Here is a 21,592-nt window from a genome sequence, read left to right on the forward strand (position 1 = left end):
AGGCCGGGCGTCACGCCTCCCCTCCAGCGAACTTCGAGTCCGCCGATTGTGGCCGGAAGCGGCGGTCGTATCCCTGTGCGTAGAGGCTGCTCTCAGCAAAATCGTGTGCCGCGAGGGCCTGGCTGACGAGGATCAGGGCTGTGCGATCGGGTTTGCCCGCCACGGCGTCGGCGATCGTCGCCAGCGTGGCGCGTGCGATCTGCTGGTCGGGCCAACTCGCGCGCCAGACGATCGCGACGGGGCATTCCGAGCCGTAGGACGGCGTTAGGTCCGCGATCACCTGTGCGAGGTTGTGGACCGAAAGATGGATCGCGAGCGTCGCGCCGGTCGCGGCGAACGCGGTCAAGGTTTCGGCAGGCGGCATCGTGCTGGCGCGGCCAGGCGTGCGGGTCAGCACTACCGACTGCGCGAGTTCGGGCAGCGTCAGTTCGACCTCCAGCGCAGCGGCGGCGGCGGCGAAGGCTGGTACGCCGGGCGTGATCGTGAACGTGATGTTGAGCGCGCGGAGGCGGCGGAGTTGCTCGCCCATCGCCGACCAGATCGACAGGTCGCCGGAGTGGAGCCGGGCGACGTCCTGGCCTGCGTCGTGCGCGGTCTGGATCTCGGCGATGATCTCGTCGAGCGACAAGGGCGCGGTGTTGACGATGCGCGCGCCCGGCGGACAATGATCGAGCATCGCCGCAGGAATCAGCGAGCCCGCATAGAGACATACGGGCGATCCGGCGATCCGGTCGCGGCCGCGGAGCGTAAGCAGGTCGGGCGCGCCTGGGCCTGCGCCGATGAAGTGGACGGTCATGCGGATCCTTCTGCGATGGCGCACGTCGCCATGCGGTCGTGGGAAATGTGGCGCGGTGTCAGCAACCGCGCGCCGGGTCCTGCCGCAGCGAGTGCGCAAGCTTCGGCGACGCTGCCAGTCTGGCGTATCTTCAGGCTAAAAGCCGACTTCGTGGCCGTTTGTGCAACGCGTAGCGCATCTGGGTCGATAGCGATCAGGAGCAGATCCATCGCCTCGGCGAGCCGTTCGACCAGCGGAGCCTTGTCGCGAGGAGTGGCAAGCCGCGTGACTTGCACCTGGCCGTGCTGCGCGCTGGCAAGCGCATCTTGCAGCGATGCCAGCGTGGCCTCCGCGCGGAACCCGAAGCCAGCGACGATCACAGCGTGACGCTCCATTGGACGACCGGATAGCTCGCGCGCCAGCCGCGTCGTGTGCCGAGCGGGGTGGCTTCCGACAGCTCGACGCGCAGCAGGGTGCCGCCCTTCAGTCCGTGCCAGCGCGACAACAACGCCTCGGATTCGAGCGTCACGGCGTTGGCGACCAGACGTGCGTCCCCTGGCAGCCTCGCCCATAATGTTTCGAGCAAGGCTTCGGAGAGCCCACCGCCGACGAAGACCGCATTGGGTGCGGCGTGACCTTCGAGAGCCTCCGGTGCACGGCCCCGGATCACACGAAGTCGGTCGACGCCCAGGGCTGCAGCGTTGCTCTCGGCTCGGCCGGCGCGGATGGGGTCGGCTTCGAATGCGGTGGCATGCGTTGACGGATGAGCCAGCAACCACTCGATGCCGATCGAGCCGGAGCCCGCGCCGATGTCCCACAGCGTCTCGCCGGGCTTTGGGGCGAGCGCGGACAATGTCAGCGCGCGAACCGGGCGCTTGGTAAGCTGGCCGTCATGATCGAACCATGTGTCCGGCAGGCCGGATGTGCGAGGCACAACCATGCCCTGTCCCGCGAAGACGATCCCGACCGCGACGGGATGCACGATGTCGTCATCATCGAGATCGGCTGCTGCAATGTCGCGAACACGCTCGCGGGGGCCGCCGAGCGCTTCGAGGATGTGCAGGCGCGATTGCCCGAAGCCGAGGTCGGAGAGATACCGTGCCAATCCGGCAACCGCTGCGCCGTCGCGGACCAGCACGATCGCGCGTCGACCCGGTACGATATGCGGACGGAGGCGGGCGAAAGGTGCGGCGTGGAGACCCAGGCAACTGGTCTCCTCGATAGGCCAGCCGAAGCGGGACGCGGCGAGACCAAATGTCGAGGGCGCGGGGTGCGCTACCCATTCGCCGGGATCGAGGTGGCGCGTGATCGAGGTACCCGCGCCGAACCAGAACGGATCGCCGGACACGAGCATCGCGACGCGCTTGCCACGGCGCGCAAGCAGGTGCGGAATCCCGTCGCCGAACGGGACTGGCCAGGGTTCGACCGCGCACTTAAGGTCCGGGAGCAACGCGAGGTGGCGGGTGGCGCCAGTCACGAGTTCGGCTTGCGCCAATGCGGCCTTCGCCGACGCGGACAGGCCATCCACGCCGTCTTCGCCGATACCGATGATCGTCAGCCAGGGAGTGTCAGCCATGTCGAACATCCTGGTGCTGGGCGGCACGACCGAGGCTAGCGCGCTTGCCGCGGCGCTGGCTGCGCGGGGCAACGATGCGGTGCTGAGCTATGCCGGACGCGTCGCCGAACCGAAAACGCAACCGATCCCGGTGCGCATCGGCGGGTTTGGCGGCGTCGAGGGGCTTGTCCGCTATCTGAGCGAACATCGCGTGACGCATCTGGTCGACGCGACGCACCCGTTCGCGGCCCGGATGAGCGCGAACGCGGTCATCGCCGCGGAGCGCGCCGGTGTCGCGCATATTGCACTGACGCGGCCTGCTTGGTTGCCGGTCGCTGGCGATCGGTGGACGCGCGTGGCCGATATCGACGCTGGGGTTGCGGCGCTGGACGGGCCACCGCGGCGCGTGATGCTGGCGCTGGGGCGGATGCATGTCGATGCGTTCGCGGAGCAGACACAGCACGACTATCTGCTGCGGTTCGTCGATGTGCCGGACCAGCCGCCGGGGTTGCCGCGTCATCATCTCGTCGTCGACCGTGGGCCGTTCGATGTCGAGGGCGATCGGCGGTTGATGGAGGCGCATGGCATCGAAGTCGTGGTTTGCAAGAACGCTGGTGGCACGGGGGCGTCGGCCAAACTGCATGCTGCCCGCGCGCTTGGGCTGCCGGTGATCATGATCGATCGGCCTGCCCTGCCCGCTCGACGCGAGGTGCACGCGGTGGCGGATGTGATGCGCTGGCTCGATCATGGCGCCGACCGGGGGGTGTAGAGGATCGGTCCCGCCGGGCGATCGATAACGCGCGTAAGGCTGGAGCCGATGATGATCATCGTCCGCATGTCCGCCATGTCCGCACGGGCTTCGGTCAGGGGTACGATGCGGAGCGTTTCCTCGGGCGTGGAGACCGCGCGGGCGAACAGGACGGGGCGGTCGTCGGCGCAGGTTTCGCGGAGGATTTCGAAGATGCGGATAAGGCCGTCGGGGCGCGCCTTCGATCGCGGATTGTAGAAGGCGATCGCGAAGTCGGCTTCGGCGGCGAGGCGCACGCGGCGTTCGATCACGCCCCACGGCTTCAGATTGTCCGACAGGTTGATCGCGCAGAAGTCATGGCCGAGGGGGGCGCCCGCCCGCGCGCTCGCGGCGAGCATCGCGGTAATGCCGGGGAGGACACGGATATCGATGTCGCGCCATTCTGGCGGACCGGCTTCGAGGGCTTCGAACACTGCTGCCGCCATTGCGAACACGCCGGGGTCACCCGACGAGACGACCACGACGCGGTGGCTTTGGGCCGCGAGTTGGAGCGCGTGCGTGGCGCGGTCGAGTTCGACGCGGTTGTCGGTCGGATGGAGCGTCAGGCCTTCGCGGGGGGCGACGCGCGCGACATAGGGAATGTAGCCGATGACGTCGGTCGCTTCGGCGAGCGCCGTGGTGACTTCGGGCGTCACGAGCGCTTCGTCGCCGGGGCCGAGGCCGGCGATGGCGAGCCAGCCGGTCATGGCCGCCGCCCCTGCCCGTGGATCAGCAGGATCGAGAAATACGGCGTGATCGCCTCCGCATCGCACAGCCGCGTCACGCGCTGGTCGGCCATCGCTGCGTATTCGACCAGCCATGCTTCGGCCTCGCGCCCCGCAGCGGCGACGGCGCGGCGGAGCTTGGCGAGGTGGCGGCCGATCTTCATTACCACCAGCGCGTCGGTGTCGCGGATGCGGCGGACGAGGTCGTCTTCGGGGAGCGTACCCATCAGGACGGTCAGGACGTCGTCGCCCCAGGTGATCGGCGCGCCGCTGGCCGTCCATGCGCCGGACATGCCCGTGATGCCGGGAACGACCTTCACCGGCGCGATCGTCTGGAGGCGCGTGTAGAGATGCATGAACGAACCGTAGAAGAACGGGTCGCCTTCACAGAGTACGACAACGTCCTCGCCTGCGTTTGCAAGCGTTGCGAGACGGTCGATGCAGGTGGCGTAGAAGGCGGACAGGCAGTCGTTGTAGCGCGGGTCCGAGACCGGGATCTCGGTGGTGACGGGGTATTCCATCGGGAATTCGATCACGTCGTCGCGGAGCATGCCGTCGACGATCTTTCGCGCCTGGCCGGGACGTCCGGCCTTGCGGAAATAGGCGATGTGGCGCGCGCCGCGGACGAGGCGGTCCGAACGAACGCTCATCAGGTCCTGCGCGCCGGGGCCCAAGCCGACGCCGTGGATCGTGCCCCCAGTTCGTACGGGTGTCATTCGGTGCCGCTCGCTAACGCGTTGATCGCGGCGACGGTGATCGCGCTGCCACCCATCCGACCCTCGACGACGACGCAAGGCACGGGCTGGTCGGCCCACAGCGCCGCCTTGGATTCGACCGCGCCGACGAAGCCGACCGGGCAGCCGATGATCGCCGCGGGACGCGGGCAATCGGGGTCTTCGAGCATGTTGAGCAGGTGGAACAACGCGGTCGGCGCGTTGCCGATCGCGACGACGGCGCCGGCGAGATGCGGGCGCCAGAGTTCGAGTGCGGCGGCGGATCGGGTGTTACCCATCGTCCGCGCGAGCTCGGGCGTTTCGGGGGCGTGGAGCGTGCAGACGATGCGGTTGTCGGCGGGCAGGCGTGCCCGCGTGATGCCTTCGGTCACCATGCGGGCGTCGCAGAGGATCGGGGCGCCGGCTTGAAGCGCACGACGCGCCTCGATGGCGAACGTCGGCGTGAAGCGGATGTGCTGGGCCAGGCCGACGAGCCCGGCGGCGTGGATCATGCGGACCGCTACTGGCTCTTCCTCGGGCGAGAACCGGGCGAGGTCCGCCTCGGCGCGGATCATCGCGAAGGACTGGCGGTAGATCGCCGCGCCGTCGGTTTCATAGGCGTACGGCATTCAGGCGGCTCCGAACTGGGCGAGGATCTGCGCGACGTCGAGGCCTGCGCGGGAGGGTGGCGCGCCGGCACGCGCGTTGAACGCGAGGTCGTAGCGGCCTTCGCGGCCGGTGAGCGTGACGTCGGCGGGGGCGGCGCGGGCGCACCCCTTGGCACAGCCGGAGACGTGGAGGCGTCCGGCGATGTGCGGCGTTAGGCGTAGGGCGAGCGCTCGCGTCTCGACGGTGCCTTGCGGACAGGCGGGCGCGCCGACGCAGGCGTCGACATGAAGCGTTGGCGAGGCGGGGTCGGTGATGAAATCGACCGGGTCGGGTTCAATAAGAAGCGCCGCGTCGGCTTCGCAGATCGCGATATGCCAAGGGGTAATGCGGATCGCTTTAATTGCTCGCTCGGTGTCGACGTAGCGTGCCAGCGCGCTCGCTGCGATCCGACCGAAGGGCAGTCCTAGCGCGAGTCCGAGGGAATGCTGTCCGACGCGAAGTACTGGCGCGCTTGCGGCGGGAGGCGTTGCCGCGGCTGCCCAGTCCGGGAGAGGCGCGCTGTGGCGTACCATGCGGCCGCTGGCGGTGCCGCCGCTGTCGACGAACCAGTCCGCGAGTGCGATCAAGCGGTCGACTTCGGTCCCGGGCGATACTGGCGTGCCAAGGGTCCGGCCGTCGGCGCGCATGATAAGCGTTCCAGACTCAGCGCGCTCGATGCGGAAGTCGGCGGGGGCGTCTTGCAACACCGGCGTTTCACCCGCGTCGATCGCGAAGCCGACCTTGCCGGGGAGTTCGGGCAAGTCCGCCAGACGTGCGCCCAAAAGCTCGGCGATGCGGTGGGTGTCGTCGCCTGTCTGCCATTCCAGCGCGACGAGGATGTTCGCGCGCGCCTCCCGGATCGGATCGGGATCGATGAGGCCGAGATCGAGCAGCGTGTTGATCAATGGACGCCAGCTCTCCTCGCGGACGCCGCGGATCTGGAGGTTCGCGCGGCTGGTGCAGTCGATCAGGCCGTTGCCGTGCGCCGCCGCCGCGTCGCACAGGCCGAGTGTTTGCTCGCGCGTCACGCGACCGAGCGGTGGGCGGACGCGGACCAGCAGACCGTCGCCGGCCATCATCGGGCGCCATGCATCAGGGCACCAGCCTTTGACGACAAATGCGCTCATGCCGGCAGGTCCAGGCTCGCGAGGATCGAGTTGCGGCGGGTCGGCCAGAGGTCGGCTGCGTGGAGCGCGGCAAAACGCGCCTGCATCGCCGCGAGTGCGTCGGGATTGGCTGCGGCGAGGAAGGCGTGGACGTGGTCGCGGCCCAGCGTAGCGTCGTAATAGAGGTCGATCAGTTCGGGGCGGACTGCGCTGGCGAGATGCGCGAAGGCGCCGAGGTGATCGAGCGTCGCGGCGATCTCCGCGCCACCGCGGAAGCCGTGGCGCATCATGCCGTCGACCCAGGCCGGATGTGCCGCGCGAGCGTGGACGACGCGGGCGATCTCCTCGTTGAGCGGGCGGGCCTTGGCGTGGTTCGGATCGCGTGCGTCGAGATGGTAGACCGTGGCGCTGCCCCCTGCGACCGATTGCGCGGCGGCGAAACCGGCTTCGTGCGCGGCGTAGTCCGCGGCGAGGAGGAGGTCGGTTTCGGGCAGGTCCTGGACGTGGACGAAGGCATCGGCGGCGGCGACCCGGTCGCGGATGCCGACGGGGTCGAACGCGTCCTGGCCACCTTCCCCATCGGCGTCGAGCGCATGGCTGGAGGCCGACAGCCACGCTTGGCCGGCAGTCAGGCGCGCTTCCGACGTGTAGGTCTCGGCGGCGGCGCCCATGCTGAGGCCGTAGCGGCCGGGCTCGGGACCGTAGACGCGCGCGGTGGCTGGCTTGCCGACGAACGGGTTCCAGTCCGAGGGTTCGTCGCGCGCGCCTAGGGCTCGAACAGTCTGGCCGAACATCGTGCAGAGCGTCGGGAAGGCGTCGCGGAACAGGCCGGATACGCGCAGGGTGACGTCGATGCGGGGGCGGTCGAAGTTGGCGAGCGGGAGGATCTCGACGCCTGTCACGCGGTCGGATTGCATGTCCCACACCGGTTCCGCGCCGAGCAGGTGGAGCGCCATCGCGAACTCCTCGCCCGCGGTGCGCATCGTGGCGGAGGCCCATAGGTCGACGACGAGGTTGCGCGGGTAGTCGCCGTGATCCTGTCGGTGGCGGCGGACGAGTTCGTCGGCGAGCTTGATGCCTTGAGTATGGGCGGCGCGCGACGGGACGGCGCGGGGATCGGTCGTGTAGAGGTTGCGGCCGGTCGGGAGGACGTCGGCGCGGCCTCGCCACGGGGAGCCGGAGGGGCCGGACGCGACGCGTTTGCCTTGGAGCGCCGACAGGAGACCGGCGCGTTCGCCGGCGCCGTGTTCGCCGCGGCCGTAGATGTGGAGGCCGTCGCCATATTGGCTCTCCTTCACGTCGCAGACGAACGTGTCGATGCGGGTGATCGCGTCGGCTTGGGACTGCGCGTCGTCGAGGCCCAGCGTGGCGGCGAGGCCGGTGGCGGTGGCTTCGTCGCGGATGTCGCGTTGCAGGCGGTCGCGGCGCGCGGGGTCGAGGCCGTCGGCGTTGGAGAATTCGTCGAGCAATGCTTCGAGGCGGCCTAGGCCTGCGCCGGTGCGCGTGCGCTCCAGCGGCGGCGGGACGTGGCCGAGCGTGACCGCGCCGATGCGGCGTTTGGCTTGGGCCGCTTCGCCGGGGTCGTTGACGATGAACGGGTAGATGACGGGCATCGCGCCGGTGAGCGCTTCGGGCCAGCAGGCGTCGGACAGCGCTACCGACTTGCCGGGGAGCCATTCGAGCGTGCCGTGCGCGCCGACATGGACCAGCGCATCGGTGCCGCGCGTGCGGAGCCAGAGGTAGAAGGCGACATAGGCGTGGCAGGGGCAGCGCGAGAGGTCGTGATATTCCTCCGCGCGTTGTTTAATGCGGCCGCGTTCGGGTTGGAGCGCTACGAGTGCCCCGCCCTGGTCGATCGCGGTGAACGTGAAGTCTTCCGTTGGTTCGCCCCAGGTTTCCTGGAGATCGCTGCGGAGCGCTTCGGGAAGATGCGCGAGGGCTTTGCGGTACTCGGCGAGCGGCCAGTGGATGCGGGAGGTAGCGAGTTCAGTTGCGTCAGGGGTGATCGCGTAGCCCGCTTCGGTGAGGTCGGCGAGGATCGCTAGCGTGGAGGCTAGCGCGTCGAGGCCGACGGCGTGCGCCATCTGGTATGCCTTACCGGGATAGGTCGAGAGGATGATCGCGAGGCGGTGGTCGGCGACGGGCTTGCTGGCAAGCCTGGTCCAGGCTTCGATCCGCGCGGCGATGGCGGTGATGCGGGCTGGGTCGGCGCGGTGTTCGCGGCGGGTGTATTCCAGGTCGCCGTCTCGCGCGGCGGCTTCCTTGAAGCTGGCGACGCCGGCGAAGAGGCGGCCGTCCACTTCGGGGAGGACGACGTGCATGGCGAGGTCGGCGGGCGACAGGCCGCGGGTGGCGCCGGCCCAGGCTGCGCGGTCGGAGGTGGCTAGCGCGATCTGGAAGACCGGAACGTTGGCACCGTCGAGCGGCGTAATCTCGGTGGCGCCTCGTGCGGAGAAGGCGGTGGCGTTGACGATCGCGGCGGGTTTCAGGGCTTCGACCCAGCGGCTCAGCCAGCCGGCTGCGTCGGGGACTTTCAGCGAGGGTGCGAAGAGGCCGATGACGTCGAACCCTCTCGCGGTCAGCTCGGCGTGAAGCGCTTCGATCGGATGGAGGTCCGCGGCGGTCAGGTACGAGCGGTAGAAGACGATCAGGATGCGAGGGCGTGTCGCGTTCAGGTGGAAGGCGGCTGGGCACGTCACGCCGTCATGCGGCTGCCAGCCGCCGACTTCGGCGATCGCGCGGACGCCGGTGACCGGGCCGGCGTAGATGCCTGCCGCGAGCGCGAACTGCGCCAGTGCCGCTTGCGCCGCGACGGCGCCGCCGGTGTCGCAGAGATGGGCCAGGCGGCGTAGCGTCGAGAGCGGGATCGTCGAGGCTGCGTCGAGGCGCGTGTCGATGCGACCGTCTGCGGCGAGAACCGCTAGCGCGATGCCCTTCTCGCGCGCGAGGTTTTCGACCTGTTGCAGGCCATAACTCCAGTAGGAGCGCCCGCCGATCAGCCGGATCAGGATGCCTTTCGCGCCCGCCAGCGTCTGTTCGAAGTAGGTGTCGACAGAGAGCGGGTGCTGGAGCGCGGTCAGGTTGGCGAGGCGCAACGACGGCAACCGGCCTCCGGTGGCATCCGCACGTTTCCAACCCGCGGCGAACGCGCCGAGGTCACCGTCGGAGAAGGAGAGAACGACGAGATCCGCGGGGGATTGGGCGAGGTCCTGTGGGACCGCGCTTTCCTCCAGCCCGTGGGTCTCGCGGAACACGACGTGCATCGTGCGCCTCAGCCGTCCAGCGCGGCCTTGATGCGGGCCTCGTCGATCCGGTCGTGCTCGGCGATGACCACCAGTTGCGTGCGGCGTGGCTCGTCAGCGCGCCACGGACGGTCGTACTGCGTACGGACGCGCGCGCCGACAGCCTGGACGAGCAGGCGCATCGGCTTGCCGGTGACGGCGGCATAGCCCTTCACGCGGAGGATGTCGGCGCTGCGGGCGAGCGCCTCGATCTTTGCGGTCAGGTCCGCCGGGTCGGCGATCTCGCCAAGCTCGACGACGACGCTGTCGAAATCGTCATGCTCGTGATCGTCCTCGCCGTCGTGATGCGACGGGCGGCTGGCGATGTCGTCCTCGGCGGCGGCGTTCAGGCCGAGGATCACGCGGGGATCGATGATGCCGTCGGTCAGGTCGATCACCGGGAGCGGCCGTGCGGACTCCGCGGCGATGACGGCGCGTGCCTTGGCGACGCCTTCGGGGCCGGCAAGATCGACCTTGGTCAGCAGCACCAGATCGGCGCAGGCAAGCTGATCCTCGAATACTTCAGATAGCGGCGTCTCGTGATCGACGCTGGGGTCGGCGGCGCGCTGGGCGTCGAGCGCGGCCACGTCTGGGGCGAAGCGACCTGCGGCGACGGCTTCCGCATCGGCGAGCGCGATGACGCCGTCGACGGTGATGCGCGAGCGGATTGCGGGCCAGTCAAACGCCTTCAGCAGCGGCTTGGGCAGCGCGAGCCCGGAGGTTTCGATCAGGATGTGATCGGGACGCGGATCGAGAGCGAGCAGTGTCTCGACGGTCGGGATGAAGTCGTCCGCCACCGTGCAGCAGATGCAGCCGTTCGCCAGCTCCACGACGTTCTCGGCCGGACAATCGGGGATCGCGCAGCCTTTCAGGATATCGCCGTCGATGCCGAGCGTGCCGAATTCGTTGACCACGACCGCGAGGCGGCGGCCGTTCGCGTTGCGGATCAGGTGGCTGATGAGCGTGGTCTTGCCGGCGCCCAGAAAGCCGGTGACGATGGTAACGGGGACCTTTGAAAGATCGGGCATTGGTATTCTCCTGCGAGCACACGCACGCACGACCATAGGGCCGCACGCGTTCGTCGCTCAGACGGAGTACCGTGCCGCGACCATCCCCTGGATCGTAGCAAGAGCGACCGTTGCGCTGGCAGGTCTCCTGGCTCGCGGGTCGAGGCTCGACGTACGCCTTCCCAGGTTTCCCCAGTGGCTGCCCTTCTCTTGAAGGGCGTGTGCGTCTCGCTCACCGCTTACAGTTGCAGGGACAGCCGCGGCATTGGGAGAGACTCCCGCACCGCATTCCCATTCAAGCCCCGAAAGGCACCGGCGCGATCTGTGAGGTTCGGTGAAACCGAGCCTCGGGGGTGGGTTAGAGTAATTCCGAGAGCGTGCCAATTCGCATATCGCTAGTTTCGAATCCTCCCCCGCCAGGGGGAGGTGGCACCGCGGGTGACGGAGGGGGCGGACACGGAACAAACGTGATCGCCGTCCTCCCCCTCCGTCTGGCAAGTGCCAGCCACCTCCCCCTGGCGGGGGGGGATCGAAATTGGCCGCGCCAGCTACCCGTGCACGACTTCGATCTCGTCGAAGCGTTTCCAGCGGTAGATCGCGAAGCTCAGGATCCAGCACGCTACGAACAGGCCGATGATCGCGAAGCCGAGGCCGTTGAAGTTTGCACCGAGCGCCTGCGCCATGTCCCAGATACCGCCGGTCAGGCCGAGCTTGTCACCCAGCAGCGCCAGCGTCTCGATCCCGCCGATCGCGATCGCGACGATCGCGGAGATCAAGGTAATCGTGATGTTGTAGTAGAGCTTGCGGATCGGCTTCACGAACGCCCATTCGTAAGCGCCGAGCATGACGACGCCGTCCGCGGTGTCGACCAGCGCCATGCCGGTCGCGAACAGCACCGGGAGGACAAGGACGACGCCGATCGAGAGGCCGTCGGCGGCCTGGCTTGCTGAGAGGCCGAGGATCGCGACCTCCGTCGCCGTGTCGAAACCGAGGCCGAACAGGAAACCGAGTGGTGCCATGTGCCAGCTCCGCGTGACCAGCCGGAACATCGGGTGGAACAGACGTGCGAGCAGGCCGCGGTTGCCTAGCAGCAAATCGAGGTCCTCCTCGACATAAGTGCCGCCGCCCCGGACATGGCCGAAGGTGCGCCAGACCGAGCGCAGGATGATCAAATTCATCGCGGCGATCGTAAACAGGAACACGGCGGAGATGACGGTCGCGACCACCCCACCGACTTGCTTGAATGCCTCGAATTGCGACAACGCATTGGCGGTCAGGGCGATCGCGACGGCCGCGATGAGCACGATGCCGGAATGCCCGATCGCGAACCAGAAGCCGACCGCGATCGGGCGCTGGCCGTCCTGCATGAGTTTCCGCGTCACGTTGTCGATCGCGGCGATGTGGTCTGCGTCGACCGCGTGGCGGAGGCCGAGGCCCCAGGCGAGCAGCGCGGTGCCCAGCATCAGCGGTTGCGCGTGGAACAGCGAGAACGCCCAGCACCACGCGGCGATGTTGGCCGCGATCAGGCCTGCGAACATCCAGCCGATGCGCTTTCGGGTCGAACCGCGTGTCGGTCGTTTCATCGTCAAAGTCGTCATGCACAAACCCCGCAGCGTCCGACGAGGACCGGGGCCTGCCGCGAACGGCCCGGCCATGCGACGACCGGACGCCATGAGCGACCGACGCACGACGCCGATGCGGCCCCTGCCGCACTGTCGTCGCTCAGCCAGTGTCACGCAGGCGGCGTTCACCGTGCCTCGGCCACCCCCTGGACCGGGACAAGAGCGACCAGACGCCGGCAGGTCTCCTGGCTCGCGGGTCAAAGCTTCTCGCCACGCCTTCCCAGGTCGTCGACCCAGTGGCTGCCCTCGCGAAAAGGGCTCGTGCGTCTCGCTCACCGCTTACAGTTGCAGGGACAGCCGCGGCATGGGACGGCGAACCGTCCGCACCGCATTCCCAATCAAGCCCTTCCGGGCACCGACGCGATCACGGGAAACGGCTGCAAGCCGCGTCCCGCGTGTTCGGTACCCTGCTTTGGGTCGCGTGCCAACGGTCGCGCTATTTCGCCAAGCCGAGCTGTTGCAGCATGAACGCCTGCCATTCCGAATTCTGGCGATAGCGTTCGAACCGGCCGGACTTGCCGCCATGCCCGGCCTCCATGTTGACGCGGAACAGCAGCGGGTTCTTGTCGGTCTTCAATTCGCGAAGTTTCGCTACCCATTTGGTCGGCTCGTAATATTGGACCTGGCTGTCCCATAGCCCGGTGCCGACATACAGCGCGGGATAGGCCTTCGCCTTGACGTTGTCGTAGGGCGAATAGCTCAGCATATAGTCGTACGACGCCTTCTGCGCGGGGTTGCCCCATTCGTCGTACTCGAACGTCGTCAGCGGGATCGACGCGTCGAGCATCGTCGTCACCACGTCGACGAACGGCACCTGCGCGATGATCAGCTTGTAGTCGGCGGGCGCCATGTTCGCGACGCCGCCCATCAGCAGCCCGCCCGCGCTGCCGCCCATCGCCGCGACGCGGTCCTTCGCGGCGTATTTCTGCGCGACGAGATAGCGGGAGACGTCGATGAAGTCGGTGAAGCTGTTCTTCTTGTTGAGCAGATGCCCGTCGTCATACCAGCCGCGCCCCATCTCCTGCCCGCCGCGGATATGCGCGATCGCGTAGATCACGCCGCGATCGAGCAGGCCGATGCGGCCGGGATCGACTGCCGGGTCACTGGAGATTCCGTAGCTGCCATAGGCGTATTGGAAGAGCGGCGCGGTGCCGTCGCGCTTGGTGCCCTTGGCATAGACCAGCGACACGGGGATCCGCGTGCCGTCACGCGCGGGCGCCCAGACGCGTTCGGTGACGTATTTCGCGGGGTCGTAGCCCGGCACCGGGGCGACCTTGAGAATGCGGCGTTCGCCGGTCTTCGCGTTGACCTCGTAGGTCGTGGTCGGCGTGACGAGCGAGCCGTAGGTGTAGCGAACCCACGGCGTCGCGGTCTCCTCGTTGACGTCGAGCGACATGCGATAGGCAGGTTCGTCCGCCGTCACCGGCGTCGACTTGCCTGCATCGTTCAGCACGCGGATCATCCGGTTGCCGCCCTCGCGCTGGTCGATCGCGACGAACCCGTCGAACGGTTTGAAGCCTTCGATGAAGACGGTGTCGCTGGCGGGGGTCAGGTCGCGCCACGCCGCCGTGCCCTTGGCCAGATCGGCGTCGGCGACGGTGACGAGCTTGTAGTTTTTTGCGGCCTTGTTGGTGCGGATGATCCAGCGGTTGCCGATATGATCTGCACTGTAGCGAAACTCCCGCGCACGCAGTGCGACGATCGTGAAGCTGGTCGGGGCGGCAGCCGGTGCGCAGCGTTGCTCGTCGCTGACCGTGCTGCTTACGCCGATGCAGACGAACTTGTCGTCGGCTGTGCGCGAGACGCCCATCGAATAGGTGTCGTCCTTCTCCTCGTATAGCAGCCGATCGCTGGTGACGGGCGTGCCGAGGACATGCGCCTTCACGCGGTAGCCACGCAGCGTGACCGGGTCCTTCTCGACATAGAGGAGGGTCTTGTTGTCGTCTGCCCAGACGACGTTCGGCTCTATGTTCGAGACGGTGTCGGCGATCGTCGCACGGGTCGCGAGGTCCTTGACCTTGAGGACATATTGGCGGCGCCCGACGGTATCTTCGGCCCAGGCAACGCGGCGGTTATCGGGGCTCACTGCCCAGTCACTCAGCGCGAAGAAGCTGTGGCCCTTCGCCATCGCCGGCTCGTCGAACAGCGTTTCGGCGGGCGCGGTGCGGCTGCCCTTGCGGCGTTCGAGGATCGGATAGTCCGCGCCGGTCTGGAACCGCGAGCCGTAATAATAGCCGTTCTTCGCATACGGGACCGAGCTGTCGTCCTGCTTGATGTGCGAGACGGTCTCTTCGTAGAGCTTGGCCTGGAGCGGTTTCAGCGACGCGAGTTGCGCATCGGCATAGGCGTTCTCGGCGGCGAGATAGGCGAGCATCTCCGGGTTCTTCCGCGTGTCGTCGCGCAGCCAGTATTAATCGTCCTCGCGCGCGCCGTTCGGCGAGGTCACCTGGAACGACTTCTTCGCGACGCGCGGCGGCTGGACCTGCGCAACCGCCGCGGTCGAGACCAGCGCTACGCCGGCCAGCATCATGTACCGTATCGTCATTGTGCGGCTCCCTGTGTCGGCGTCGTTGCGCCTGCCGGCTTCCGGTATCGATCGAACCAGGCGATGATCGCCGACGCCTTGGCTGCTGATTGCGACGGGCGAGCGGCGAGGCCGCCGTGGCTCGCGCCCGGCACCTTCACCAGCGCGGTCGGTACGCCACGGATCTGCAGCGCCGCGTAATATTGCTCGGACTCGCTGACCGGCGTCCGGTAATCGTCACCCCCGACCACCACCAGGGTCGGCGTCTTGACGTTGCCGACCAAGCTCAGCGGCGAGCGGTTCCAATAGCTCATCGGATCCTCCCACGGCAGCTTGGTGAACCAGTAGCGCGAGGTGAACAGCGTGTTGTCCATCGTCAGCGCCTCGCTGATCCAGTTGATCACCGGCTTCTGCGTCGCGGCGGCCTTGAACCGGTCGGTCTTGCCGACGATCCACGCGGTCAACAGCCCGCCGCCCGAGCCGCCGGTCACGAACAGATTGTCCGGATCGGCGGTACCGTCCTTGATCGCCGCGTCGACCGAGGCGATCAGGTCGTCGTAATCGGCAGCCGGGTAGGTCTTGTCGATGAGGTTCGCGAACTCGGCGCCGTAGGAGGTCGAGCCCCTCGGGTTGGTCCAGAGGACTGCGTACCCGGCGGCGGCGTAGAGCTGCATGTCCGTCGCGAAGCCGGGGCCGTACGCGGCGTTCGGGCCGCCGTGGATTTCGAGGATCAGCGGTACGCGCTGGCCTGCGGCACGGCCCGGCGGGGTCGCGAGCCAGGCGTCGATCGGGCGACCATCGGGCGCGGTCACCGCGATCTTCCGGACCTGCGCGAGCGCCTTCGATCCGGTCAGCACTGCGTTGAGCGTCGTCAGGCGGCGGGGTTTACCGCCCGCCAGCACCCAGACGTCGGCAGGCGTGCTCGCATCGCCGCCGGTATAGGCGATCGTGCCGCCCTTCGAGACCGAGAACTCGCCGCCGGTATAGGGCCGGTCGAGCCCGCCCCCCGCGACGTTGTCGATCAGCGGCGTGACGCGACCATCGACCCCGACGCGCGCGACGCGGCGTTGGCCGTGGTCGTCATAGCTCGCATACAGGCTGCGGCCGTCAGCGGACCACACCGCGTCCTCGATCGCGCGGTCGAGCGTCGCGGTGAGCGAGTGCGGCGAGGCGGCGTCACGGTCGCCGACATAGAGCTGCGTGTTCTCGTAGCTGCGGCGCTTGTCGTCGAAACCGAGCCACGCGATCTTCGCGCCATCCGGCGACACGCGGGGCTGCGCGTCGGGGCCATCGCGGGTCGTCAGCGTCCGGATCGTGCCGCGGTTCGTATCGACCGCGATCACGTCGGAATTCATCACCTGGCGGTCGGCGGCGGGACCACGGATCGCGGCGAAGACGATGCTGCGGCCGTCTGGCGTCCAAGACAGCGGGCCGCCGTCGTCGAACTTGCCGTATGTCAGTTGCCGCGCGGCACCGCCGTCGGCGCCGACCACGAAGAGGTGATCGTAGCCCGGCTTTACATAGCCCGGCCCGTCGTTGCGATAGTTGACCCGGTCGATGATCGTCAGCGGCTCGGCCCATTTGGCACCCTCGGGCTTGGGCGGCTGCGTACCGAGCTTGGTCCCCTCGCCTGCTACCGTGGCGATATAGGCGAGCTTGGTCCCGTCCGGCGACCAAGCGAGCGCCTGCGGGTCGCCGGGGAAACTTGTGATCCGCGCGCTTTGGGCGCCGCCGATCCATCGGACGAACAACTGCGATCCCTCACCGTCGCGCGCGGCGTAGGCAATACGCGCCCCGTCGGGTGACCAGCGCGGGCTGCTGCCGTCCGTGGCGAATGGCGTCTGGCGACCGCTCGCGACGTCGATCAGCCACAGCGAGGACTTCATCGTGTCGGTCATCACGTCGCCGGTGCGGCGGACATAGGCGATCGTCTTGCCGTCCGGGCTAATCTGCGGGGCGGCCGCGATCGTCAGGCCGAACAAGTCGCTCCCGGTGAAGCTCCGCGTCGGGCCGTCGGGCACGGGGGCGGCCGGTTGTTGCTGGGCATAGGCCGGCGTCGCCGCGAGCAGGAGGAGGGCAAGGGTCAAGCGCAACGAACGGCTCCTTCGAATGAACCGCGCGAAGATGACACACTATTACGGGGTGGCAAGCGGTACGAACGTCACCGGCAAACCATCCTTCGGGCGCGGGATCGGGAAGACCTGCCACGCATCGCCGCTGCCCGCCGGCGCCTCGATCCGGTAGCGCGTGAGCAGATGCGCGATCAGCAGTCGCATCTGCATCGTCGCGAAGTGCAGCCCGATGCACATATGCGCGCCGCCGCCAAACGGCACCCACGCAAAACGGTGCCGCCCTTTTGACGCCTCGGGCGTGAACCGCATCGGGTCGAACTTGTCCGGATCGGGCCAGTGCTCGGCCATCCGGTGGGTATAGGTGATGCCCGTGCCGACGCTCGTCCCGGCGGGAATGTCATATTCACCGAAGCTGAAATCCTTCAGCGCGCGCCGTGGTATCGACGGGACCGGCGGCATCATCCGCAGCGACTCCTTGAACGCGTATTCGGTGAGGATGAGGCGATCGAGTTGCTCGGTCAGCGGCACCGACGGATCGAGCGCGGCGACCTCTTCGCGCAGCCGCTCCTGCCACTCCGGGTTGCGCGCGAGCAGCATCACGAGGCTGGTCGCGGACGAGGTGATGGTGTCGTGCGCGGCCATCATCAGGAAGTTCATGTGGTCGGCGATCGCCAGCGCGGTCAGCGGCGCGCCGTCGTCATCGGTCGCGCGGCAGAACTGCGAGAAGAAATCCTGGCCGTCGCCGCTCCGCCGCGCCGGAATTTCGCGCTCGAAGAAGTCGACCAGATAGGCGCGGGCACGCACGCCCTTGCGCATCTGTGTGCCGGGCCAGGGCTTGCGGATCGGCGAGACGCTCGCCTGCACCTCGTCGACGAACGCTTGGTTGATCCGGTCCGCCTCCGCGCCGAGTGGCACGCCGAGGAAGCTCGTCGCGGCGAGATCGAGCGTGAGCTTTTTCACCACATCGTAGAAGCGCAAGGTCTGCCCCGCCCAGCCGCCGATCGCGGACTCGATCCCAGCATCGAGTTCGGTCGCGTAATGCCGCATCGGTTCAGGCTTGAACGCAACCGACAACGCCTTCCGGTCGGCGCGGTGCTTGTCGAAATCCATCAGCATCAGGCCGCGCGGGAACAGCATGTTGAGGAGCGGTCCCCAGCCCTGTTCGGATGAGAAGATCTTGTCGCGGTCGAACAGGACCAGTTCGTTCGCATCGGGACCAAGCAGGTTGACGCCGGTCCCGCCGAGCGCGCGATTGCGATAGATCGGGCCGTAGCGCGCCGCCATGCTCTCCGAAAACGCGATCGGATCGGCCAGCAATTTGAAGGTGTTGCCAACGAACGGCAGGCCGTTGCTCCCCGGAATATGATCGAGCGCGCCCTTGGGCTGGCGCGGAAGCCAGTGCGGGCTGGCGTTCTGCAACATGGCGTGGCTCATCGTCGGATCCTCAGCGACATGCCGGCTTGGCAAGCCTCGAATACCGGCATAACTATTGTTCTGCAACCGGGGCGCGGACCTCGGGGCTTTGACAGGAGAGATGCATGGACTTCGCAAACACTGCTGCCGTCGTGACCGGCGGCGCGTCGGGCCTTGGTGCCGCCACGGCGCGCGCGCTGGCCGCCAAGGGGGTGAAAGTGGCGATTTTCGACCTCCAGGCGGACAAGGGCGAAGCGCTTGCCGGGGAGATCGGCGGGGTGTTCTGCAAGGTCGATGTTACGTCCGACGACAGCGTCGATGCGGGGTTCGACGCGGCGCGCGCGGCGCATGGCCAGGAGCGGATCCTGGTCAATTGTGCGGGCACGGGGAACGCGGCGAAGACTGCGGGGCGATCGAAGCAGGACGGCTCGATCAAGCATTTCCCGCTCGATGCGTTCGACCGGATCATCCAGATCAACCTCGTCGGTACGTTCCGCTGCCTAGCCAAGTCGGCGGCGGGGATGTTGACGTTGGAGCCGGGCGAGGACGGCGAGCGTGGCGCTATCGTCAACACGGCTAGCGCGGCGGCGGAGGATGGCCAGATGGGCCAAGCTGCGTATTCCGCGTCGAAGGCGGGTGTGGTCGGCATGACCCTGCCGATCGCACGCGACCTCATGAGCGAGGGGATCCGGGTGAACACGATCCTGCCGGGGATCTTCGACACGCCGTTGCTGGCCGCCACGCCGCAGCAGGTTCGCGATGCGCTGGCGGCTTCTGTGCCGTTTCCCAAGCGGCTCGGGCGGCCGGAGGAGTTTGCGGCGCTGGCGCTGACGATGATCGAGTGCGGGTATTTCAATGGGGAGGACGTGCGGCTGGACGGCGCGATCCGGATGGCGCCGCGGTAAGATAGACCGCCCCCCTTCCACGCCAAAGGCGGCAAAGGGTCAAGACGTTCCGTCCAGGTGAACGCGACCTGCTGATCCTCCCCCGCCAGGGGGAGGTGGCTGGCGCTTGCCAGACGGAGGGGGAGGAAAGCGAAACGCCGGCTCCGTGTCCTCCCCCTCCGTCACCTGCGGTGCCACCTCCCCCTGGCGGGGGAGGATGCAAATACCGATCGCCCTCAGGCCGCCCGCGCCAGTTGCCGCCCCTTGATCATGTCCGCCGCCTTTTCCGCGATCATGATCGTCGGCGCGTTGGTGTTGGACCCGATCAGCGTCGGCATGACCGAGGCGTCCACCACCCGGAGCCCCTGCAACCCCCGCACTGCCAAGGTCGCATCGACCACCGCCAGCTTATCGTCCGCAGTGCCCATCTTGCACGTCCCGACGGGGTGGTAGATCGTCTCCGCCGTTCGCCGCACCCAGGCGTCGATCTCGTCGTCCGTGCGGACATCCTCGCCCGGCGACAACTCCCCAGCGCGGTACGGATCGAGCGCCGCTTGGCGTGCCACGTCGCGCCCGATTCTGACGCACGCGCGCATCACCCGCCGATCTTCTGCGGTCGCCAGATAGTTCGCGACGATCGTCGGATCAGCAAACGGATCGGCCGAGCGCAGCCCGATCCGTCCCCGGCTTTCGGGGCGCAACTGGCAGAGATGCAGCGTGAAGCCGTCCTCGGTCGCCTTGACCTTGCCGTGATCCTGCATGATCGCGAGCACTGCGTGGAGCTGCACGTCGGGCCGCGACAGACCCTCGCGCGACGACACGAACGCGCCTGCCTCAAGGAACTGCTGCCGCCCCGCCCCCTTGCCGCGCAACAGGTAATTGAGCCCGACGCCGATCATCCCGACGCCTTTGGTCATCGCGTACCCGGTTCGCAGTCCGCGCGATTTCCAGTTCATCACGACGTCGAGATGGTCCTGCAAATTCTCCCCGACGCCGGGCAGCGCGTGCACCACGCCGACCCCCGCCGCAGTTAGCCGATCCGGATCGCCGATCCCCGACAGCTGGAGGATATGCGGCGACTGTACCGCCCCCGCACACAGCAAAACTTCGCGCGTCGCCGTCACGCTTTCAGCCCGCGCCCCCTTGTCGAGCACGTAGTCGACGCCGGTCGCACGCCCCTTGTCGATCCGGATCCGCGTCGTCCGCGCGCCCGTCACGCAGGTCAGGTTGCGTCGCGACAGCACCGGCCGCAGATACGCCGCCGCGGTGCTCCAGCGCTTCCCGTCCGCCACGGTCAGGTCGTAGCGCCCGAAGCCCTCCTGGCTCGCGCCGTTGAAATCCTCGGTCACCGGATAGCCCGCCTGCCGTCCCGCCTCGACGAGCGCGTCGTAGAACGGGCTGTCGGACTCGCCGCCCGAGATCGTCAGCGGGCCCGCGCCGCCATGCAGGTTGCACTCGCCGCGATGATGCCCCTCGAGCCGCTTGAAATACGGCAGCACGTCGTCGAACGACCAACCGGGCAGGCCCATCTGCCGCCATTCGTCGTAATCCTGCGGATGGCCCCGCGTGTAGATCATGCCGTTGATCGACGAACTACCGCCCAGCCCCTTGCCGCGTGGCCACCACAGGCGACGGTTATCGAGATGTGGCTCGGGCTCGGTCGAAAAGCCCCAGTTGCTCGCATTCTTGCTCTTGATGAGTTCGCCGACTCCTGCGGGCATCCGCACCAGCACGCCGTCGTTGCGCCCGCCCGCCTCGAGCAGCAGCACCGTGACGTCGGGGTCCTCGGTCAGTCGCGCGGCGAGCACACAGCCGGCCGAGCCCGCGCCGATAATCACGTAGTCATACGTCTGCATGCCCGCATCCTCTTGTTCGCGCTCCGCTTTTTTACGGAGTCGCGTCAGTCCACTACGCTAGCGCTCGCACAGCAGTGTCAGCAATCCCTCGCGAACGACGCTGCGCTCAATCCCTTCGGCGGCATGGACCTGGCTGAGGCCGATCGCCAACAGCGCATAGCTACGAATCCCCGCCTCTGCAGGCGCGAACCCATGCGCCACGAGTTGCTCGACGAGGAACGCCATCACCGTGTCGTCATGCTCGCGGATCGCCGCCGCCACCCGCGCGTCGCTTTTCGCCCAGGCCCGCATCGCCAAGGCCAACTGCGCCATGTCGTGGTCGCGAACATGATCCGCGAATGCGCGAATCCGCTCGACCGGTGGAAGCTCCGACGCGGACAGCGTGACGATCAACGGATCGATATGCGCTTCGACGAAATACCCGGCAAGCGCCGCGTGATACCCATCGAAGTCCTTGAAATGATGATAGAAGCTTCCCGTCGACGCACCAAGCGCCTGCGCCAGGCCGCGAAGCTTCAGCGCGCGAAGCCCGCCATTCTTCAGCAACTGCAAGCCGATTTCCAACCAATCGCGCGGCGCCAGATCTGCGCGTGGTGCCGCCCCGTCTTCCAACAATACCCTGCT

General features: G+C 67.7%; 18 protein-coding genes and 2 riboswitches. Of the genes, 2 read left to right on the forward strand and 16 right to left on the reverse strand.

Going from position 1 to position 21,592, the window contains the following annotated elements; translation table 11 throughout:
- Positions 1-10: 10 nt before the first annotated feature.
- The 3 genes from cobM to ASE82_RS03415 are packed head-to-tail and all read right to left on the reverse strand — an operon-like array spanning position 11 to position 2,351.
- The gene (gene cobM, locus ASE82_RS03405) at positions 11-796 is read right to left on the reverse strand and encodes a precorrin-4 C(11)-methyltransferase (protein ID WP_056058836.1); all 786 of its coding nucleotides are present in this window, start codon (positions 794-796) and stop codon (positions 11-13) included.
- Positions 793-1,170, reverse strand: coding sequence for a cobalamin biosynthesis protein (locus ASE82_RS03410; RefSeq protein WP_082441055.1), 378 nt, complete (start codon positions 1,168-1,170; stop codon positions 793-795). Before ASE82_RS03410 ends, cobM begins: the two co-directional genes overlap by 4 nt.
- Positions 1,152-2,351, reverse strand: coding sequence for a bifunctional cobalt-precorrin-7 (C(5))-methyltransferase/cobalt-precorrin-6B (C(15))-methyltransferase (locus ASE82_RS03415; RefSeq protein WP_056058842.1), 1,200 nt, complete (start codon positions 2,349-2,351; stop codon positions 1,152-1,154). Before ASE82_RS03415 ends, ASE82_RS03410 begins: the two co-directional genes overlap by 19 nt.
- On the opposite strand from ASE82_RS03415, the gene ASE82_RS03420 reads away from it, so the two are divergent.
- On the forward strand, positions 2,350-3,099 hold the full coding sequence (locus ASE82_RS03420) for a cobalt-precorrin-6A reductase (RefSeq protein WP_056058843.1): 750 nt from the start codon (positions 2,350-2,352) through the stop codon (positions 3,097-3,099). The genes ASE82_RS03415 and ASE82_RS03420 overlap by 2 nt on opposite strands.
- Here the strand turns inward: ASE82_RS03420 and cobJ are convergent.
- The 11 genes from cobJ to ASE82_RS03470 all read right to left on the reverse strand — a co-directional run bounded on the left by cobJ (position 3,075) and on the right by ASE82_RS03470 (position 18,249).
- Positions 3,075-3,824, reverse strand: a complete 750-nt coding sequence (gene cobJ, locus ASE82_RS03425; RefSeq protein ID WP_056058845.1) for a precorrin-3B C(17)-methyltransferase — start codon at positions 3,822-3,824, stop codon at positions 3,075-3,077. The two genes, ASE82_RS03420 and cobJ, sit on opposite strands and share 25 nt — an antisense overlap.
- The gene (gene cobI, locus ASE82_RS03430; RefSeq protein WP_056058848.1) at positions 3,821-4,558 is read right to left on the reverse strand and encodes a precorrin-2 C(20)-methyltransferase; all 738 of its coding nucleotides are present in this window, start codon (positions 4,556-4,558) and stop codon (positions 3,821-3,823) included. The genes cobJ and cobI overlap by 4 nt, the downstream gene beginning before the upstream one ends.
- Complete coding sequence (locus tag ASE82_RS03435) at positions 4,555-5,184, reverse strand: precorrin-8X methylmutase (RefSeq protein WP_056058849.1); 630 nt, start codon at positions 5,182-5,184, stop codon at positions 4,555-4,557. The genes cobI and ASE82_RS03435 overlap by 4 nt, the downstream gene beginning before the upstream one ends.
- On the reverse strand, positions 5,185-6,330 hold the full coding sequence (locus ASE82_RS03440; RefSeq protein ID WP_056058851.1) for a cobalamin biosynthesis protein CobG: 1,146 nt from the start codon (positions 6,328-6,330) through the stop codon (positions 5,185-5,187).
- Positions 6,327-9,572, reverse strand: a complete 3,246-nt coding sequence (gene cobN, locus ASE82_RS03445; protein WP_056058854.1) for a cobaltochelatase subunit CobN — start codon at positions 9,570-9,572, stop codon at positions 6,327-6,329. Before cobN ends, ASE82_RS03440 begins: the two co-directional genes overlap by 4 nt.
- Before the next feature lie 8 nt (positions 9,573-9,580).
- Complete coding sequence (gene cobW / locus ASE82_RS03450) at positions 9,581-10,618, reverse strand: cobalamin biosynthesis protein CobW (RefSeq protein ID WP_056058857.1); 1,038 nt, start codon at positions 10,616-10,618, stop codon at positions 9,581-9,583.
- A 100-nt stretch (positions 10,619-10,718) separates the two neighbouring features.
- Positions 10,719-10,929: riboswitch (cobalamin riboswitch) on the reverse strand.
- A gap of 216 nt (positions 10,930-11,145) precedes the next feature.
- Complete coding sequence (locus tag ASE82_RS03455; RefSeq protein ID WP_056058860.1) at positions 11,146-12,195, reverse strand: HoxN/HupN/NixA family nickel/cobalt transporter; 1,050 nt, start codon at positions 12,193-12,195, stop codon at positions 11,146-11,148.
- 182 nt (positions 12,196-12,377) lie between these two features.
- Positions 12,378-12,594: riboswitch (cobalamin riboswitch) on the reverse strand.
- A gap of 61 nt (positions 12,595-12,655) precedes the next feature.
- Positions 12,656-14,623 (reverse strand): S9 family peptidase, encoded by a 1,968-nt coding sequence (locus ASE82_RS03460; protein WP_268795399.1) that lies wholly within the window; start codon positions 14,621-14,623, stop codon positions 12,656-12,658.
- A gap of 6 nt (positions 14,624-14,629) precedes the next feature.
- Complete coding sequence (locus tag ASE82_RS20230) at positions 14,630-14,764, reverse strand: hypothetical protein (RefSeq protein WP_268795395.1); 135 nt, start codon at positions 14,762-14,764, stop codon at positions 14,630-14,632.
- Positions 14,761-16,836, reverse strand: coding sequence for an alpha/beta hydrolase family protein (locus ASE82_RS03465; protein WP_056058862.1), 2,076 nt, complete (start codon positions 16,834-16,836; stop codon positions 14,761-14,763). Before ASE82_RS03465 ends, ASE82_RS20230 begins: the two co-directional genes overlap by 4 nt.
- A 42-nt stretch (positions 16,837-16,878) precedes the next feature.
- A complete protein-coding gene (locus ASE82_RS03470; protein ID WP_056058865.1) occupies positions 16,879-18,249 on the reverse strand; it encodes a cytochrome P450 in 1,371 nt (456 codons plus the stop codon).
- Positions 18,250-18,353: 104 nt separating this feature from the next.
- On the opposite strand from ASE82_RS03470, the gene ASE82_RS03475 reads away from it, so the two are divergent.
- On the forward strand, positions 18,354-19,133 hold the full coding sequence (locus ASE82_RS03475) for an SDR family NAD(P)-dependent oxidoreductase (RefSeq protein WP_056058868.1): 780 nt from the start codon (positions 18,354-18,356) through the stop codon (positions 19,131-19,133).
- A 215-nt stretch (positions 19,134-19,348) separates the two neighbouring features.
- Here ASE82_RS03475 and ASE82_RS03480 read toward each other — a convergent pair whose 3' ends face one another.
- Positions 19,349-20,968, reverse strand: coding sequence for a choline dehydrogenase (locus tag ASE82_RS03480; protein ID WP_056058871.1), 1,620 nt, complete (start codon positions 20,966-20,968; stop codon positions 19,349-19,351).
- 57 nt (positions 20,969-21,025) lie between these two features.
- Positions 21,026-21,520, reverse strand: a complete 495-nt coding sequence (locus ASE82_RS19665) for a TetR/AcrR family transcriptional regulator (protein ID WP_162236674.1) — start codon at positions 21,518-21,520, stop codon at positions 21,026-21,028.
- Positions 21,521-21,592: the final 72 nt, after the last annotated feature.

The sequence above is a fragment of the Sphingomonas sp. Leaf230 genome (genome assembly GCF_001421745.1).
Taxonomy (GTDB): Bacteria; Pseudomonadota; Alphaproteobacteria; order Sphingomonadales; family Sphingomonadaceae; genus Sphingomonas.

Excerpts from the sequence above, each read along its gene's own strand:
- ASE82_RS03480 (WP_056058871.1), bottom strand. The coding sequence starts at position 20,968 with ATGCAGACGTATGACTACGTGATTATCGGCGCGGGCTCGGCCGGCTGT.
- ASE82_RS20230 (WP_268795395.1), bottom strand. The coding sequence starts at position 14,764 with ATGACGATACGGTACATGATGCTGGCCGGCGTAGCGCTGGTCTCGACC.
- cobM (WP_056058836.1), bottom strand. The coding sequence starts at position 796 with ATGACCGTCCACTTCATCGGCGCAGGCCCAGGCGCGCCCGACCTGCTT.
- ASE82_RS03415 (WP_056058842.1), bottom strand. The coding sequence starts at position 2,351 with ATGGCTGACACTCCCTGGCTGACGATCATCGGTATCGGCGAAGACGGC.
- ASE82_RS03410 (WP_082441055.1), bottom strand. The coding sequence starts at position 1,170 with ATGGAGCGTCACGCTGTGATCGTCGCTGGCTTCGGGTTCCGCGCGGAG.
- ASE82_RS03475 (WP_056058868.1), top strand. The coding sequence starts at position 18,354 with ATGGACTTCGCAAACACTGCTGCCGTCGTGACCGGCGGCGCGTCGGGC.
- cobN (WP_056058854.1), bottom strand. The coding sequence starts at position 9,572 with ATGCACGTCGTGTTCCGCGAGACCCACGGGCTGGAGGAAAGCGCGGTC.
- cobW (WP_056058857.1), bottom strand. The coding sequence starts at position 10,618 with ATGCCCGATCTTTCAAAGGTCCCCGTTACCATCGTCACCGGCTTTCTG.
- ASE82_RS03455 (WP_056058860.1), bottom strand. The coding sequence starts at position 12,195 with ATGACGACTTTGACGATGAAACGACCGACACGCGGTTCGACCCGAAAG.
- ASE82_RS03435 (WP_056058849.1), bottom strand. The coding sequence starts at position 5,184 with ATGCCGTACGCCTATGAAACCGACGGCGCGGCGATCTACCGCCAGTCC.
- ASE82_RS03470 (WP_056058865.1), bottom strand. The coding sequence starts at position 18,249 with ATGAGCCACGCCATGTTGCAGAACGCCAGCCCGCACTGGCTTCCGCGC.
- cobJ (WP_056058845.1), bottom strand. The coding sequence starts at position 3,824 with ATGACCGGCTGGCTCGCCATCGCCGGCCTCGGCCCCGGCGACGAAGCG.
- cobI (WP_056058848.1), bottom strand. The coding sequence starts at position 4,558 with ATGACACCCGTACGAACTGGGGGCACGATCCACGGCGTCGGCTTGGGC.
- ASE82_RS03420 (WP_056058843.1), top strand. The coding sequence starts at position 2,350 with ATGTCGAACATCCTGGTGCTGGGCGGCACGACCGAGGCTAGCGCGCTT.
- ASE82_RS03440 (WP_056058851.1), bottom strand. The coding sequence starts at position 6,330 with ATGAGCGCATTTGTCGTCAAAGGCTGGTGCCCTGATGCATGGCGCCCG.